The organism is Telluria beijingensis (assembly GCF_030770395.1).
Lineage (GTDB): Bacteria > Pseudomonadota > Gammaproteobacteria > Burkholderiales > Burkholderiaceae_D > Telluria > Telluria beijingensis.
In genome coordinates, this window is sequence record NZ_CP132480.1 from 1,295,754 (window position 1) to 1,312,726 (window position 16,973).

Below are 16,973 nucleotides of genomic sequence, written 5' to 3' on the forward strand. Positions count from 1 at the left end.
GTTTGAACGCGTGGACGGCAGAGCCGTCCACCCCACGTAGGGTGGACGGGGTAATTCAGGCCAGTGGCCTGAATTACGAACGTCCACGCGTCCAACGATCACCAGATCAGAACGAATACTTCGCCCCCAGCGTAAAGTACCGCCCGATCGCCCCATAGTAATCGAGCGGGTTGTACGACACCGCCCCATACGTCAGCGGATCGAGCGGCGCCTGCCTGTCGAACACGTTCTGGATCGAGCCATAGATTTCCCAGCGCGGCTGCGGCTTCCAGCGCAGCACCAGGTCGACCGTGGTGAACGAGGCCAGTTCGCAATCGCTTGGCGCGTCGTCACCATTGGCGAAGTGGCTGGCGCAGCCTTCGGGATCGTCCTTGAAGAAGGTGTTGTCGATCGGCCCGCGGTAGTTGACATTGGCCGACAGGCGCCAGTTGGCGCGGTCCCAGGTGGCGCGCAGGTTGACCTTGTGGTCCGGCGTGCCCATGCAGTTGCTGACGTCGCAGTTGCCGTGGGTGCCGGCGTATTCGCGCGTGGTGCCGTCCTGCTCGGTGCGCTTCCACTTGTCGAGGTAGGTGTACTTGGCGTCGAAGGTCAGCGTGCCCCAGCCGCTCGGCAGGCCGAAGCTCTGGCGCGCGTCGAGGTCGATGCCGCGCACCTCGGTCTCGGCCGAATTCACATAGCGCGCCAGCACCGCCGTGATGGCGCCCGGGTCGCCCGGGATCGCCGGGTCGGCCGTGCTCGGATCGCGCGCCACGCTGCCGGTGGCGATCGCGCTGTCGATCTGCTCCTGGTTGATCTCGTTCTTGCGCTTGATCTGCCAGAAGTCGAGCGAGAAGCTGGTGCGCGGCAGCGGGTCCCAGATCAGGCCCACGTTCCAGCTCTTCGAGCGTTCCGGGCTCAGGTCCGGGTTGGGCGAGGTGATCACCGCCACCGAGGCCGGGTTGCAGGCGCTTTCCACGCCCAGCGCGCAGCGCACCGGATCGTCGGCGTTGGCAAACGCCGCCAGCCCGCCTTCGCCGTTCTCGGCCGGGCTCGGCGCGCGGAAGCCCTTGGCCCAGGTGGCGCGCAGCGCCAGGTCGCGCCGCGGGTTCCACTTGACCCCGAACTTCGGCGTCCAGGCGTCGCCCACGTCGGTGAAGTGGTCGTAGCGCATGGCGCCGGTGAGCTCGACCCCGATCCAGACCGGGGCCAGCACCTCGCCGTACAGCGCGGTGACGTTGCGCTGGCCGTCGTAGGCCGAGTAGCCGAGGCCGATGATGTTGCCGCGTTCGGTGCCGGCGGTCGGGTCCAGCCGGGCCGACTCGTGGCGGTGCTCGAAGCCCAGCGCCACGCCCACCGCGCCGCCGGCCAGCTTGCCGATCTCGCGCGAGGCCTTGAAGTCGATCTGCGCGATCTCGGTCTCGGCATCGTTCGAGATGGTCGGCGACAGGGCGGCATACACCCCCGGCGCATTCAGGCCCGCGTTCTCGGCGATGCGCCAGTAAGTGCCGGGCGGCAGCGCGCGGTAGCCGGGATTGGCCTGGGCCGCCGCCACGTTGGCGGGCGACGGATCGAGCAGGGCGAAGGTGGCGTCGCGCTGCAGGTAGCCGCGGCGGTCGTTGTCGACCTTGCTGCGCGAATACAGCAGCGAGGTATCCCAGTCCCATGCGCCATGGGTGCCGCGCGCACCGAACAGCGCGCGCACGAAGTTCGACGCGATGTCGGATTCGCGCGGGCCGACGTCGACCGGCAGGTAGCGCAGCCGCGCCGCGCTGCCGAAATACGGGTTGTCGGGGTGTTCGGCGCCGAACTGGACGCCGGCATTGCTGACCGGGCCACCGGGGTAGCCGACGCTGCCGGCGAGCGGGTTCGGGGTGGTGCTGGAGCGCGCCAGGCTGTTGTACAGATTGAGCTCGGCATAGGCTTCGGTATTGCCCTGCAGCTTGAGCGTGCCGCGGCTGTACAGCGACAGGTTCTCGCTGTCGGGCTGGATCTGGTTGTACAGGAAGGATGCGTCGACCACGCAGCCGCCGCCCGGATCTCCCTGCGGGTGGTCGGTGAAGTTGGCGCAGGCGGCGCCGGGGAAGGTGCGCGTGAAGCCGGGCCCGGCCAGGGTGCCGCGGTTGTAGTAGTTCAGGGTGGCGGGGTCGCGCACGTTGCCGTTGATGGCATTGCCGGACTGGTTGTTGCCGGGGATGGCGCCGGTGCCGCCGAAGCCCTGCTGGGCCGAATAGCCCCACGGCCGCAGGTCGACCTTGCCGATGTAGTCGCGGTTGCCGCGGTCGCGGTACCAGATCTCTTGCGTGTGCTTGTACTCGACGTTGAACAGCACATTGTAGCGGTCGGTCTCGAGGTCGCCGAAGCCCCAGGCCACGGCCAGGTTGTGCTGCTGGCCGTCGCCCGCCTCGCCGGTGCCGATCAGCGCGCGCGCGCTGCTGCCCTGGAAGTCGCGGCGCAGGATGATGTTGACCACGCCGGCGATCGCATCCGATCCGTAGATGGCCGAGGCGCCGTCCTTGAGGATCTCGATGCGCTCGACGGCGTCGGTCGGGATCACGTTGAGGTCGGCGAACACCTTCTGGCCATCGTCGGCCAGGCCGTAGGGCGCCATGCGGCGGCCATTGAGCAGCACCAGGGTCGAGGCGGTGCCCAGGCCGCGCAGCGAGATGCCGGACGCGCCGGCCGCGAAGCCGCTGCCGAAGGTCATCGGCACCGAGCCCTGGTTGTCGACCGCCAGCGTCTGCAGCAGTTCGGCGACCGTGGTCTTGCCCGAGCGCTCGATGTCGTTGCGGTTGACGGTGAGCACGCTGGACGCGGTCTCGGCCTGGGCGCGGCGGATGTTCGAGCCGGTGATCTCGACCCGGGCCACGGGCGCCGGGGCGGCCTCTTGCGCCAGCGCGGGGGAGGGGATGGCCAGCAGCACGGGGCCGGCCAGCGCCAGGCCGGCCGCGCCGCCGCCGGCGAACAGGCGGCGGACGGAACGGGAAAGCAGGGTTTCAGTCATGGTAGAGACTCCTTCGATGGGATGGGTACCGCGCTCGGGATCTGAACCGACTGTTGCATTGACCTGCGTTGAGAAGCTGATCCAGCGCAAAGCGCCCGTGAAGGGGATATGTAAGCGTGCGTTCAATGCAACCGATTGTTGTCTGTACAAGCGGGGTTTGACGGACAAAGGACTTGCCAATCTTCATGTCTTGTTGTTATAGTCAATTCGACCAACACACGGACGATCCATGCGCCATTTCTTCTTTACCCGCTTTTACTTTAGCCATTCCAGCCTCAGGCGGTGGAGTAGCGGCGGGTACGCGGAGTAAACGTCCCGGCAGCAACCAGACAAACCGCCAGCGATGGCGGTTTTTTTATTTCCAGGCTCGATACCAGCCAGCACAGAACAGCAGAAAAGGGAGTCCAGCATGCCCCGCACCGACGATTTACGTATCCGTGAAATGAAGGAATTGACGCCGCCCTCGCACCTGATCCGCGAGTTCCCGGTAACGCCCCAGGCCGAGCAGACGGCAAGCGGCGCGCGCATCGACCTGCACCGCATCCTGCACGGCCAGGACGACCGCCTGATGGTGGTGATCGGACCGTGCTCGATCCACGATCCGAAGGCCGCGATCGAGTACGCGCGCAGGCTGGTCAAGGAGCGCCAGCGCTTCGCCGGCGAACTCGAGATCGTGATGCGGGTGTACTTCGAGAAGCCGCGCACCACGGTCGGCTGGAAGGGCCTGATCAACGACCCGTACATGGACAACAGCTTCCGCATCAACGACGGCTTGCGCATGGCGCGCGAGCTGCTGCGCGACATCAACGAGATGGGCTTGCCGGCCGGGACCGAATTCCTCGACGTGATCAGCCCGCAGTACATCGCCGACCTGGTCAGCTGGGGCGCAATCGGCGCCCGCACCACCGAATCGCAGGTGCACCGCGAGCTGGCTTCGGGGCTGTCGTGCCCGGTCGGCTTCAAGAACGGCACCGACGGCAATATCAAGATCGCGACCGAGGCCATCAAGGCCGCCTCGCAGCCGCACCATTTCCTGTCGGTGACCAAGGGCGGCCACTCGGCCATCGTGTCGACCTCGGGCAACGAGGATTGCCACATCATCCTGCGCGGCGGCAAGGCTCCGAACTACGATGCTGCCAGCGTCGAGGACGCCTGCAAGCAGATCGCAGCGCTGGGCCTGGCCAGCCGCCTGATGATCGACGCGTCGCACGCGAACAGTTCCAAGAAGCCGGAAAACCAGGTGCCGGTGTGCGCCGACATCGCGGCCCAGATCGCGGGCGGCGACGACCGCATCGTCGGCGTGATGATCGAGTCGCACCTGGTCGCCGGACGGCAAGACCTGGTGCCGGGCAAGGAGCTGACCTATGGCCAGTCGGTGACCGATGGCTGCATCGACTGGGACACCAGCGTCGGGGTACTGGAAGGCCTGGCGGCCGCGGTGCGTCAGCGCCGCCTGCGCCAGGAATAATCGAGAGCGGAAAATGAAGAAGGGCGCACCGCGGTGCGCCCTTCTTGTTTCAACCGATGACGATTAGAACTTGGCGGTCAGGTTCAGGAAGATGTGACGGCCCAGGGTGTCATACACCTGCGGATAGGTATTGCCGTTGCCGAACACGGCCGCGACGACGCCCGACACCGGAGGATCCTTGTCCAGCGCATTGTTCATGCCGGCGCGGAAGGTGAGGTTGTCGTTGATGCGGTAGTTGCCCACCAGGTCCAGGTAGCTGCGTGCGCCCAGGCGTTCGTCGGCTGGCTCGAAGTCGCCGGCCAGGATCGGATTGCTGCTCGACTGGTCGAGCTTGGTGCCGCGGACATAGCGCCAGGTCGCGCCCAGCTCCAGGCCACGCCATGGGGTTGCCCACACGGCGCGCAGCTTGTGGCGCCATTTCGGCATCGGGGTGCCGCACGAGGTGCCGTGGAAGCCGGCGCAATCGTACTCGCCCGAACCCGGGAAGTCTTCCTGGATGAACTCTTTCAGGTAGGTGCCCATCAGCGACAGGTCGAGGCCGCCCCACGCGCCGATCTTCATGCGGTAGTTGGCGCCCAGGTCGATGCCCTTGGTCGACATCTGGCCCAGGTTCTGGTTGGTGGCGACCACTTGCGCGGCCGGCAGCGCCCACAGGGTGCCCAGGCGGTCACGGGTGATCAGCGAGCAGAAGGTCGGATCGCCCGTGTTCAGGCACTGGGTCAGGGTGGTCGAGGCCGGCAGACCGCCGATCGTGCCCTCGACCTTCATGTCGAAGGCGTCGATGGTGATCGAGCTGTTGCGGGTCGGGGTCAGCACCAGGCCCAGGGTGTAGGAATCCGACGTCTCCGGTTCGAGGTTCGGGTTGCCGCCGCTGATCTGGTTGTACTGCAGGGCAGGGCTGTCCTGGATGTTGCCGTACTGGGCGGCGGTGACGCCGGTCAGCTGGCACTGCGCCAGGGTGGCGCTCGGGTTGGCGCCGGCGCAAGGATCGTTCGACATGCCGAACAGGCTCAGGCCGAATGGGCTGAACAGCTCGACGACGTTGGCCGCGCGCGCCGCGCGCTGGTAGCTGAAGCGGAACTTCGCTTCTTCGACCGGGGCCCACTCGAGCCCGACGCCATACGAATTGGTCTTGTGACCGGTCGAGTAGTCCGATTTGCGGTAGCTGGCGGTCGCGGTCAGCTGGTCGGCGAACGGGACGTTCTGCAGGATCGGGATGCGGGTCTCGGCGAAGTAGTCGCGCACGCTGAACTGGCCGGCGACGCTCTGGGTCGGGCCGCCCTGGCCGGCCAGGTCGCCGGTCGAGAAGGCCGCATCGGCGTTCAGGTCGAGTTTCTCGGTGCGGTGTTCCCAGCCGAAGGCGACGCCGATGCCTTCATTGCTGCCAGGGATGGTCAGGCCGTATTCGCCCAGGTCGGACGACAGGTTGATGCCCTGCACGGTCTGCGAGGTGCTGCCGCGCTGGAAGCCCGGGGTCTGCAGGTAGCTCAGCGCTTCCGGGGTCACGCCGCCCAGGCGCCAGATATTGTAGGGAACGCAGCTTGGGTCGGTGCCGTTGGCGAAGCTGCGGCAGACCGGGTTGCCGCTGGCGTCGGCGATGACGTCCAGTGCGCGCGCGCTGCGGGCGATCGAGAAGTCGTTGTAGTAAGTCTCCGAGTACAGCACCTTGCCGACCTGGGCGAAGGCGTCGTAGCGCCAGTTGCCGATGTCGCCCTTGATGCCGATCACGCCGCGATACGAGGTGTGGCGCTGGTCGTCCTGGCGGCCGCCGCCTTCGACGTTGCGGCGGAAGATCAGCACGTCGGCGGTGTCGCCGGGGCCGGTCATGCCCAGTGCGCTGCGCCAGGCATCGGTCAGCAGCGGGTTTTCCCAGCGGATCGCATTCGCGCCCGAGGCATCCAGGCCGAACAGGCCGGACGGGGCGATCTGGGCCACGGTGCTGTCGTCGTGGAAGCTGGCCTCGGTGTACAGGCGCACTTTCTCGTTGATGTCGTAGTGGCTGAAGGCGCTGAAGGTGTAGCGCTCGGTCGGACGGCGGTAGTAGTTCAGCGGACCGAAGTTGTACTGGTCGGTGGCGGCGACATACGGACGGACGTTGCCGGCGGCGTCGGCCACGGTGCGGTCGCCGTTGGCGGTGATGAAGCGGCCCGGGAAGCTGGTGCCGGAGCCGCCGCAGTTGAAGTCGTTGCCCGAGCTGAAGCCGTCCAGCGAGCAGGACGAGAAGTCGCGCTGCGACTGCAGGACCGGGTCTTCCTTCTTGTAGCCGAAATACAGGGTGGCATTGCCCTTGCCGTCGGCGAAGTTACCGCCCAACAGCAGGCTGATGTCCTTGATCTTGGCATCGGCGCCGACGTCGTCCGGCAGCGGGTAGTTGCGGCGCTGGGCTGCCTGGGCCGCCAGGCCGCCGTTCTGGTCGTGGTTGTAGAACTGGTAGTTGGCGTCGATCTGCACGCCCTGGAAGGTGTCGTTCATGATGAAGTTGACGACACCGGCCACCGCATCCGAACCGTAGATGGCGCCGGCGCCGCCGGTCAGCACTTCGACGCGCTTGATCAGCGCAGCCGGGATCTGGTTCAGGTCGGCCGCGGTATTGCGCGGGCTGCCTGCCGGCAGGCGGCGGCCGTTGACCAGCACCAGGGTGCGGTCGGCGCCGAAGTTGCGCAGGTTGACGGTTGCCGTGCCGGACGAGCCGTTCGAGATCGAGCCGCCCTGGTCGGCGAACACCTGGGGCAGGTTGTTCAGCAGGCTCTCCACCGACTTCACGCCTTCGAGCGCGATGTCCTTGGCGCCGACCACGGTCACCGGGCTGACGCTTTCCAGGTTGGCGGTCGCGATGCGCGAGCCGGTCACTTCCACGCGCTGGGCCGACTCGACGGCGGGTGGCGCTTCCTGGGCATGGGCTGCCGAGACGGCGACCACCAGGCCGCCGGCGCAGGCCAGGCGTATCGATCGAGATAACACGTTTTCAACCATCATAATCAGTCTTCCCCGTAAGACCTGGCGGCGGGTCGCGCGGCCAGTAATGTCAGCGAATCGCCACGCGAAATAAGCGTGGCATGTTTTTACTACTTGGCAATAAAAACATTGACGTATAGACAGTGTCAATCTGTAATGTATGCACGGGATAAAAATACAACTAACTGATAACTCGTCTTTACAACTTGTAATTTTGATGCTAGTCACACAAAAGTCACAAAACTCGAAACGTGGAATAAGATATGAAAAATAGTGTTTGGGCGGGTAATTAGTTCGATCAAACTTTATTTTTGCGAAATAAAATTGCGTAGCATGCCGTATGTATATCTCCAGGCTAGAGCAAGGTTCTCATACGAGTTCGTGATAGTTGCGTCATTACCTGGTAATAACCTCACACTATCGGAGCATAAGATTGCGCGTCTGTCGGCGCGTGGGGATATGCGCTATCGTGTCGGTTCTTGCCGCCTTGAATGTCTCCTGGCGGCATCGGTGGAGTCGGTCCGTTCGTCCAATCCGCAAATTCGGGAGTGCGATGTTTGCTTATGTCTTGCGCCGGCTGTGGCAGATGCTGCCAACGATGGCCGGCGTGGTGCTGCTGGTGTTCTTCTTGTTCAACTGGGTCGGTGGCGATCCCGCCTATCTATTGGCCGGCAAGATGGCCGATGCGAACGCGATCGAGAACATCCGGCGCCAGCTCGGCACCGACCAGCCATATACCGTGCAGCTCTGGATCTTCGTCAAGCAGATCCTGACCTTCGACTTCGGCAATGCCTGGAGCACGGGCGAACCGGTGTCGCACATCATCGCCAGCCGGCTGGGGCCGTCGCTCACGGTGCTGGTCCCGCTGACCATCCTGGAAACCGGCTTCGGCATCGCGCTGGCGCTGGCGATCGCCTTCGTGCGCGGCTCGCTGACCGACCGCATGGTGATGGTGGCGTGCACGGTCGGGATGTCGATCTCGATCCTGGTCTACATCATCGTGTTCCAGTATGTGTTCGCCTACCAGTGGGGCCTGTTCCCGGTCCAGGGCTGGGGCAATAGCCTGGGCGAGAACCTGCTCACCTATGCGCTGCTGCCGATCGTCATCGGCCTGGCGGTCTCGATCGCGCCGACCCTGCGCCTGTACCGCAGCTTCGTGCTCGACGAAGTGGGGCAGGACTATGTGCGCACCGCGCGCGCCAAGGGCCTGAAGGAGGGGCGCATCGTCTGGGTCCACGTGCTGCGCAATGCCGCGATTCCGATCATCACCCACGTGATGGCCAGCCTGCCGGCGCTCTTGATCGGCGCCTTCCTGCTCGAGCGCTTCTTCGGCATTCCCGGCATCGGCCGCGAAGTGATCCTGGCCGTCGAGCGCAGCGATTTCCCGGTGATCAAGGCGATCACGGTCTACGTGGCCGCGGCGACCATGGTGTTCAACCTGCTGGCCGACCTGCTGTACCAGGCAGTCGACCCGCGCGTGCAGCTCAGGTAAGCCCATGACGACGACCCTGCACATGCATTTTCCCGGCCTGTGGACGCTGGCCTGGCGCCGCCTGCGGGCCGACCGCGTCGCGATGGCGGCGCTGGCCGTGGTCGGCGCCTTCCTGCTGCTGGTGCTGCTCTCCGCCACCGGGCTGGTGGCGGGCGACTGGGAAGACGAAGTCGCGGTCAATTACGCGCCGCCGACCTTTGTCGGCGCCGACGCCACGGCGCGCGCATTGGCCCAGGCCCAGTTGCCGCGCGTCGTGGCGTCGGCGCCGAACGACTTCGATCCGCTGGCGGCCGAACTGCTCGAGTTGAAGGCGCAGGTGGCGCAGTCGCATCCGCCCGTCGACAAGCGCATGACGTTACCGTTCGGCGCCGACAAGTGGGGCCACGACATCGTCAAGAAGACGATCAAGGGTGGCGAGACCTCGATCGTGGTGGGCCTGGCGGCGGCCCTGGTGGCGGTTGCGCTGGGCACGCTGTTCGGGGCCGTGTCGGGCTTCTACGGCGGCTGGGTCGACGACCTGTTCAACTGGTTCTACAGCATCTTCACGGCGATTCCCTCGATCCTGATGATCCTGACCGTCGCCGCCGTGCTGCAGCAGAAAGGCGTGGCCACCATCGTGCTGATCCTGGGCCTGACCGGCTGGACCGGACCCTACCGCCTGATGCGCGCCGAGTACATCAAGCATGGCGCGCGCGAATACGTGATGGCGGCCGATGCGATCGGCGCGTCCAGTTGGTCGCGCATGTTCGGCCACATCCTGCCGAATGTCTCGCACGTGGCGCTGGTGCAGATGTCGATCCTGGTGGTCGGCTTCATCAAGGCCGAGGTGATCCTCTCCTTCCTGGGCTTCGGCGTGCCGGTCGGCACCGTCTCGTGGGGCAGCATGCTGAACGAGGCGCAGAATGAACTTATCCTTGGCAAATGGTGGCAGCTGGCGGCCGCGGCCAGCGCGATGGCGCTGCTGGTGACCAGTTTCTCGCTGTTCGCCGACGCCTTGCGTGATGCATTGGATCCAAAGATTAAATGAAACCCACCATGACCCAGGACCTGGAGCCATTGCTGCGGGTACGCGACCTGCGCATCGCCTTTCGCACCGACAAGAAGAACACGGTCGAGGCCTTGAGGGGCATCTCGTTCGACGTGCCGGACAACAGCACGGTGGCGCTGGTGGGCGAATCGGGCAGCGGCAAGTCGGTCAGCTCGCTGGCCGTGATGGGCCTGCTGCCCCCGGAGACGACGGTCGTGCATCCCGGCGCCAGCATCCGCTTCGCCGGCCGCGAACTGCTCGGCCTGCCGCTGCGCGAGCGGCGCGCGCTGTGCGGCAAGGACATCGCGATGATATTCCAGGAACCGATGTCTTCGCTCAACCCCGTGTTCACGGTCGGCTACCAGATCGGCGAAGTCCTGCGCCTGCACATGGGCATGGACCGGCGCGCGGCGCGGGCGCGCACCCTGGAATTACTGGAAGAGGTCGGCATTCCCGATCCGGCGCGCAAGATCGACGCCTATCCGAGCCAGATGTCGGGTGGCCAGCAGCAGCGGGTGATGATTGCGATGGCGATCGCCTGCGAACCGCGGCTCCTGATCGCCGACGAGCCGACCACGGCGCTGGACGTGACGATCCAGAAGCAGATCATGGAACTGATCGCGCGCCTGCAGCGCGCGCGCCGCATGGCGGTGCTGTTCATCACCCACGACCTCGGCCTGGTGGGCGAGATCGCCGACCGCGTGATCGTGATGCGCCATGGCGAGGTGAGGGAGGAGGGCGAGGCCGCCCAGGTCTTCGGCGCGCCGTCCGATGCCTACACCCGGGCACTGCTGCACTGCCGGCCTTCGCTCGACGCGCGTCCGCTGCGCCTGCCGGTGATCGACGACTACCTGGGCGGGCGCGTTGCGCCGGGCCAGGCCCTGGCGCAGCGCGTGCGCGGCACGGCGCCCGGCGACGAACCGGTGCTGGTCGTCAAGAACCTGGCCAAGAGCTTCTGGCTGCGCGAAGGCCTGTTCGGCAAGCGCGAGTTCAAGGCGGTCAGGGACGTCTCGTTCACCCTCGGCCGCGGCAAGACCCTGGGCGTGGTGGGCGAGTCGGGGTCGGGCAAGACCACGGTCGGCCTGACCCTGCTGCGCCTGCACCGCGCGACCGGCGGCTCGGCGCTGTTCGAGGGGCGCGACCTGCTGGCCATGGCGGACCGGGACTACCAGGCGTATAAACGCCGGATCCAGATCATCTTCCAGAATCCGTATGCCTCGCTCAATCCGCGCTTCACGGTCGGCCAGATCCTGCAGGAGCCGATGCGCATCCACGGGATCGGCGCGGGCGAGATGGCGCGCAGCGCGCTGGCGCGCCAGTTGCTGGGCAGGGTGGGGCTGCCGGACGCCGCCTATGGCCGCTATCCGCACGAATTCTCGGGCGGCCAGCGCCAGCGCATCGCGATCGCGCGCTGCCTCACGATGAAACCCGAGATCCTGGTGTGCGACGAATCGGTGTCGGCGCTCGACGTCTCGGTGCAGGCCCAGGTGCTGAACCTGCTGCAAGACCTGCAGGACGAGTTCGGCATGAGCTATATCTTCATCTCGCACGACCTGTCGGTGGTGAAGTACATCTCGGACCAGGTGATGGTGATGCACCAGGGGAGCGTGGTGGAAATGGCCGATTCCGACGATCTGTACGAAAATCCGCAGCATCCGTACACGCAGTCCTTATTGAAAGCCATTCCGCGTGGTGTATTGTAAAAAGGCGGCTTCCGGCGCCACCGTTGCGCTTATGCCAAAGGTAATAGAAGGTGTGTCGGTGCCGGTTTCACAATTGCGCTAATATACAAAAATGCCCCAGCTTGCCGAACTCATCCAAGTCTATGGCGTGCTGATCGTGTTCGGCATCGTACTCGTCGAACAGTTCGGCCTGCCCATTCCCGCCTACCCGATCCTGATCGTGGCAGGCGCGCTATCGGTCACGGCCGACGTCAGCTGGCACCTGGTCTGGATGGCGGCCATCGTGGCGTGCCTGATCTGCGACGCCTTCTGGTTCCGCGCCGGCCGCTTCTACGGCAAGCGCATCCTGCGGCTGCTGTGCAAGATTTCCCTGTCTCCCGATTCCTGCGTCAACCAGACCGAAGACCGCTTCCGCAAGTTCGGCGTCAAGTCGCTGCTGGTGTCCAAGTTCGTCCCCGGTTTCAATACCATCGCCGCGCCGCTGTCGGGGGCAATGGGCGTCAACGCCCGGCCCTTCCTGCTGTATGCGGTCACCGGCGCGGCGCTCTGGAGCGGCACCGGCATCCTGCTCGGCGTCATGTTCCACAACAGCGTCGACGGCGTGCTCGATACCCTGTCGACCATGGGCAGCACCGCGCTCACGATCGTGGCCGGCCTGCTGGCGCTGTTCATCGCCTTCAAGTATGCCGAGCGCCGCCGCCACCGCTCGCGCAGCGCGATCGAGCGCATCGAGATGGACGAGCTGCTGGCCCTGATCGACGCCGGCCACGATCCGGTCATCATCGATGCCCGCAGTCTCACCGCGCAGCAGATGGAAGCCCCGATTCCCGGCGCCGTGGTATTCCGCGCCTGCCAGCCCGAGCACCTGATGGCGTCGCTCGACCGCGACCGCCATATCGTCGTCTATTGCAGCTGCCCGGACGACGTCACCGCCGCCGAAGTGGCGCGCCAGTTCATGCTCAACGGCTTCCATCGCGCCCGTCCGCTCAAGGGTGGGCTCGATGCCTGGAACGCCCAGCGCGGGGCCGATCCCGAGCTCGATCCGGCGACCTGCTGAACGACCCGCGCGCGCCGCTGTCAAAGTAGTTCGACTACGTCGGTCGGCTCATGCGAGGATGGTTCACATGCCGCGTGTGGCAGGTTGTGTACCTAAACTACAGAAAACACTTGTCGCGAGGGCAAAAAATTTAGTAAGCTTGGCCGTCTCTTCTTTTCGTCGCACCATGACCGCCTCCCAGTTCCTCCCATCGACCGACCGCCTGCACGCCGGCGGCGCCCGCCTGCTGGCCGATATCGGCGGCACCAATTGCCGCTTCGTGCTGGAACTGGGCCCGGACCGTCTCGAGGGCGTCGAGGTGCTGCCCTGCGCCGACTACGCCACCCTGGGCAAGGCCATGCGCGCCTACCTGGACAGCGCGGCGGTCAAGGCCATCAGCGCGGCGCCGATCCGCCATGCCGCCATCGCCATCGCCAACCCGGTGAATGGCGATTATGTGCGCATGACCAATCATCACTGGGAATTTTCCACGGAAGCGCTGCGGCAGGAATGCGGTTTCGAGATCCTGCTGGTAGTGAACGATTTCTCGGCGCTGGCCCGTTCGCTGCCGCACCTGGGCGAGCAGAAGCGCCAGGTCGGCGGCGGCGCACCGCAGCCTGACGCGGCGCTGGGCCTGCTGGGCGCCGGCACCGGCCTCGGCGTGTCCGGCCTGGTCCCGTGCGGCAACAGCTGGACCGCGCTGCGCAGCGAGGGCGGCCACGTCAGCTTCGCCCCCGTCAACGAGCAGGAGATCGCGATCCTGCAATACGCCTGGCGCGAATTCGAGCACGTCTCGTTCGAGCGCTTCCTGTCCGGCGCCGGCGTCGAGCTGATCTACCGCGCGCTGGCCGACCGTGCCGGCCGTCCGGACGAGCGCCTGGGCGCGGCCGAGATCTCGCGCCGCGCGCTGGCTGGCGAATGCACGCTGTGCGACGAGGTGCTGGAAGCCTTCTGCGGCATGCTCGGCACCGTGGCCGGCAACCTGGCCGTCACTCTCGGCGCCCAGGGCGGCGTGTATATCGGCGGCGGCATCGTGCCGCGCCTGGGCGAGCGCTTCGACCGTTCCTCGTTCCGCGCCCGCTTCGAGCAGAAGGGACGCTTCAGGGCCTACCTGGCCGCCGTGCCGACCTATGTGATCACCGCCGAGTACCCCGCATTCCTTGGCGTGTCGGCGATTTTGTCGGAAAAACTGTCCGCTTGAGGCAAATCGGCGGTGCATACCGCTGTCCCCTTGTGTACAGCGGGGTTTTATCGGTTACAATGGCCGCCAGTTGCAAGAAACGACGTCGTCCGCTCGCGCGCCAGATGGTCGCACCGGGGTTCAACCCCCAGGTCGCTTCCCGTGCCGCACCCAGTAGCCTGCTTTTCAGCCAGCACTCCAGCGGTGCCCGAGTCGCGTGTTTCGCAACAAGCTACAACAGCCCCCGGTGGGTTTGACCCCCAAGTAATGTTAGTCCGGCGCAGCGAGGCCCGGGCTCCACGGTTTCCGTTTCAAGCAGTAGGGCATGCACGCCATGGCATGCCGTACCCGGATTCCTCGAGCCGGTTTAGCACTATTGACGACATCGCACTATGAATACTGACGAGGCCAAGAGAGTCCTCGAAACCGCCTTGCTGTGCGCCCGCGAGCCGCTGACGATCCACGGCATGAAGAAGCTCTTCGTCGAGGGCGACGCGGGCGGACGCGCGACCGGCGCCGGCGTGGGCGCCGACACGATCAAGATCCTGCTCGAAGAACTGCGCCAGGATTGGGATGGGCGCGGCATCGAGATCGTCAGCCTGGCATCGGGCTGGCGCTTCCAGAGCCGTCCCGAGATGAAGCCCTATCTCGACCGCCTGTCGCCCGAAAAGCCGCCCAGGTATTCACGGGCGACGCTGGAAACGCTGGCGATCATCGCCTACCGCCAGCCGGTGACGCGCGGCGACATCGAAGAGATCCGCGGCGTGGCCGTCAATTCGCAGACGGTCAAGATGCTCGAAGACCGCGGCTGGATCGACGTCGTCGGCCACCGCGAAGTGGTGGGGCGGCCGGCGCTGCTGGGCACCACCCGCCAGTTCCTGGACGACCTGGGCCTGGCGTCGCTGTCGCAGTTGCCGCCGCTGCAGCCCCTGGCCGAAGGTCCGGACAGCCGCAGCCTGGAGGCGCTCGAAGCAGCATTGAACGACAATTTTGACAGGGCGGACGCGACTGCGGCCGCCGACGATTTAGCGACTTCACCCGTTGAAGTTCCGATCCGCGACACGCTTGACGACGGGATTGCCGAGGCGGGTCAGCACAATAAAGACACACACGATGAGCCCAACTGAACAAAACGAGACCAAGCCTGTGGATGCAGGCGACACCGCCGCAGCCAAGCCGAAGCGTACGCGCAAGGCGGCTGCCAAGCCTGCCGACGCCGCACCGGTCGAAGCCGTCGCGGTCGCCGCCGAGGCGCCGGCCAAGCCGAAGCGCACCCGCAAGGCCGCCGTCGTCGCTGAAGCGCCAGTCGCCGAGGCGAGCGCTGCCGATGCCCCGGTCGCCGCTCCGGCCGTCAAGCCCCGCAAGCCGCGCGCCACCAAGGCCGCCAAGGAAGAAAGCGCAGTCGCCCCCGAGGCCGCAGCCCCTGCCGCTCCCGTCGAATCGGTCGAGCCAGTTGCGCCGGCGCGCAAGCCGCGTGGCCCGCGCCAGATGCGCGAACAGCGCGCCGAGCGCGAAGCGCTGCAACAGGCGGCCGCGCCGGCCGCCGCCCCCGAGGCTGCCGAGCAGGGCCAGCCTGCAGGCGAAGCCCAGCCGCAAGCCGCACAGGCAGGCGAAGCAGCGCAGGAAGGCAATCGTGAACACCGCGGCCGCGGCCAGCAGAAGCAGGGCAAGCGCGGCCAGCAAAGCGGTCGTCCAGTCCAGCAGAGCGGTCGCCCGACCCAGCAGAACGGTCGCCAGCCGCAGCAGATCGGCCGCGGCGCCAAGCCGGGCAAGGGTGGCAAGCAGCAACCGGCCGGCAACGAGGCCGACAATGTGTTCTCCTTCGTGACATCGGACGATTTCGACGCCAACGACGGCGCGCGCGGCAATGCACCAGCCAAGCAGGTGCGGCGCGACCTGACCGCCGACGACGATGCGCCGAAGCTGCACAAGGTGCTGGCCGAGGCCGGCCTGGGTTCGCGGCGCGACATGGAAGACCTGATCGTCGCTGGCCGCGTGTCGGTCAATGGCGAGCCGGCCCATATCGGCCAGCGCATCCTGCCGACCGACGCAGTCCGCATCAACGGCAAGCTGATCCAGCGCCGGGTGAGCAGCAAGCCGCCGCGCGTGCTGGTCTACCACAAGCCGGCCGGCGAGATCGTCAGCCACGACGACCCGGAAGGCCGTCCTTCGGTGTTCGACCGCCTGCCGACCATGAAGGCAGGCAAGTGGCTGGCCGTCGGCCGCCTCGACTTCAATACCGAAGGCCTGCTGCTGTTTACGACTTCGGGCGACCTCGCCAACCGGCTGATGCACCCGCGCTACAACATCGACCGCGAATACGCGGTGCGCACGCTGGGTGAGCTCGAGGAAGGCATGCGCCAGAAGCTGCTCAGTGGCGTCGAGCTCGACGACGGCAAGGCCGCGTTCTCGAAGATCCAGAACGGCGGCGGCGAGGGCATCAACCGCTGGTACCGCGTGGTGATCGGCGAAGGCCGCAACCGCGAGGTGCGCCGCATGTTCGAGGCGGTCGGCCTGACCGTCTCGCGCCTGATCCGTACCCGGTATGGCGCCATGACCCTGCCGAGCGGTCTCAAGCGCGGTCGCTGGGAAGAATTCGAGGAAAACGATGTGCGCGCGCTGCTGACGGCGTTCGGCGTCGAGAAAAAAGGCGGCGCACCCGAGAAGCAGGGCAAGGGCGGCGCCAAGCATGGCAAGGGTCCGCGCCCGGATGGCGCGCGCGACGGCAATCGCGCCAATGCCGAGCGCAACAACGATCGCAGCGACGGCAACCGCATCGACCGTGCCGACGCCAACCGCAATGTCGACCCGTTCGGCCCGCCGGTGGCGCGTGTCGGCGCGACGCGCAACCAGGGCATCCTGAACGGTCCGGTGCCAGGCGGTAAGCCAGCTGGCGGTCGCCAGGGCGGTTTCGGCGGCCAGGGTGGGCAGGGCGGCGGCAAGGGCCGTGGCGCGAATGCCGCTGGCGGCGGCAAGGCCGGCAGCAGCCGTCCACGCCAGCCGGATCCGCTGCAGACCACCTTCGGCTTTGCCGGTTCGGGCGGCGGCGGTCGTCGCGGCGGCCAGGGGCCGCGCGGTTCGGAGCACGGCCTGCCGCGCCGCGGTCGTCGCGGCTGAGCCTGACCTTTGGGCGGTCTGTGCAGGCGTGCGCAG

The 16,973-nt window shown here is 66.4% G+C and carries 10 protein-coding genes; 8 read left to right on the plus strand and 2 right to left on the minus strand.

Annotation, left to right across the window (positions count from 1 at the left end):
- Nucleotides 1–106 precede the first annotated feature (106 nt).
- Nucleotides 107–2,980 (minus strand): TonB-dependent receptor, encoded by a 2,874-nt coding sequence (locus Q9246_RS05750; protein WP_306396122.1) that lies wholly within the window; start codon nt 2,978–2,980, stop codon nt 107–109.
- A 409-nt stretch (nt 2,981–3,389) separates the two neighbouring features.
- On the opposite strand from Q9246_RS05750, the gene aroG reads away from it, so the two are divergent.
- Nucleotides 3,390–4,448 carry a 3-deoxy-7-phosphoheptulonate synthase AroG gene (gene aroG / locus Q9246_RS05755; RefSeq protein ID WP_306396123.1) on the plus strand — a complete coding sequence of 353 codons (1,059 nt, stop codon included), beginning with the start codon at nt 3,390–3,392 and terminating at the stop codon, nt 4,446–4,448.
- 63 nt (nt 4,449–4,511) lie between these two features.
- On the opposite strand, the gene Q9246_RS05760 is transcribed toward aroG, so the two are convergent.
- Nucleotides 4,512–7,409: a TonB-dependent receptor domain-containing protein gene (locus tag Q9246_RS05760; protein WP_306396125.1), complete on the minus strand. Its 2,898-nt coding sequence runs from the start codon at nt 7,407–7,409 to the stop codon at nt 4,512–4,514.
- Between the two features lie 547 nt (nt 7,410–7,956).
- Between Q9246_RS05760 and Q9246_RS05765 the strand changes: the two genes are divergently transcribed.
- The 7 genes from Q9246_RS05765 to rluB all read left to right on the plus strand — a co-directional run bounded on the left by Q9246_RS05765 (nt 7,957) and on the right by rluB (nt 16,937).
- Nucleotides 7,957–8,895 carry an ABC transporter permease gene (locus Q9246_RS05765; protein ID WP_306396127.1) on the plus strand — a complete coding sequence of 313 codons (939 nt, stop codon included), beginning with the start codon at nt 7,957–7,959 and terminating at the stop codon, nt 8,893–8,895.
- 4 nt (nt 8,896–8,899) lie between these two features.
- On the plus strand, nt 8,900–9,922 hold the full coding sequence (locus Q9246_RS05770) for an ABC transporter permease (RefSeq protein ID WP_306396128.1): 1,023 nt from the start codon (nt 8,900–8,902) through the stop codon (nt 9,920–9,922).
- Between the two features lie 8 nt (nt 9,923–9,930).
- A complete protein-coding gene (locus Q9246_RS05775; protein WP_306396130.1) occupies nt 9,931–11,625 on the plus strand; it encodes an ABC transporter ATP-binding protein in 1,695 nt (564 codons plus the stop codon).
- Nucleotides 11,626–11,716: 91 nt separating this feature from the next.
- On the plus strand, nt 11,717–12,661 hold the full coding sequence (locus Q9246_RS05780; protein ID WP_306396132.1) for a VTT domain-containing protein: 945 nt from the start codon (nt 11,717–11,719) through the stop codon (nt 12,659–12,661).
- A gap of 166 nt (nt 12,662–12,827) precedes the next feature.
- Entirely contained in the window at nt 12,828–13,841 is a 1,014-nt protein-coding gene (locus Q9246_RS05785; protein WP_306396134.1) for a glucokinase, read from the plus strand.
- Nucleotides 13,842–14,212: 371 nt separating this feature from the next.
- Nucleotides 14,213–14,947 (plus strand): SMC-Scp complex subunit ScpB, encoded by a 735-nt coding sequence (gene scpB / locus Q9246_RS05790; protein WP_306396136.1) that lies wholly within the window; start codon nt 14,213–14,215, stop codon nt 14,945–14,947.
- Complete coding sequence (rluB, locus tag Q9246_RS05795) at nt 14,934–16,937, plus strand: 23S rRNA pseudouridine(2605) synthase RluB (RefSeq protein ID WP_306396137.1); 2,004 nt, start codon at nt 14,934–14,936, stop codon at nt 16,935–16,937. The genes scpB and rluB overlap by 14 nt, the downstream gene beginning before the upstream one ends.
- The last annotated feature ends 36 nt before the right edge of the window (nt 16,938–16,973 follow it).

Coding starts and splice junctions, on each gene's coding strand:
- rluB (WP_306396137.1), top strand. CDS start 14,934: ATGAGCCCAACTGAACAAAACGAGACCAAGCCTGTGGATGCAGGCGAC.
- scpB (WP_306396136.1), top strand. CDS start 14,213: ATGAATACTGACGAGGCCAAGAGAGTCCTCGAAACCGCCTTGCTGTGC.
- aroG (WP_306396123.1), top strand. CDS start 3,390: ATGCCCCGCACCGACGATTTACGTATCCGTGAAATGAAGGAATTGACG.
- Q9246_RS05780 (WP_306396132.1), top strand. CDS start 11,717: ATGCCCCAGCTTGCCGAACTCATCCAAGTCTATGGCGTGCTGATCGTG.
- Q9246_RS05750 (WP_306396122.1), bottom strand. CDS start 2,980: ATGACTGAAACCCTGCTTTCCCGTTCCGTCCGCCGCCTGTTCGCCGGC.
- Q9246_RS05765 (WP_306396127.1), top strand. CDS start 7,957: ATGTTTGCTTATGTCTTGCGCCGGCTGTGGCAGATGCTGCCAACGATG.
- Q9246_RS05785 (WP_306396134.1), top strand. CDS start 12,828: ATGACCGCCTCCCAGTTCCTCCCATCGACCGACCGCCTGCACGCCGGC.
- Q9246_RS05770 (WP_306396128.1), top strand. CDS start 8,900: ATGACGACGACCCTGCACATGCATTTTCCCGGCCTGTGGACGCTGGCC.
- Q9246_RS05775 (WP_306396130.1), top strand. CDS start 9,931: ATGACCCAGGACCTGGAGCCATTGCTGCGGGTACGCGACCTGCGCATC.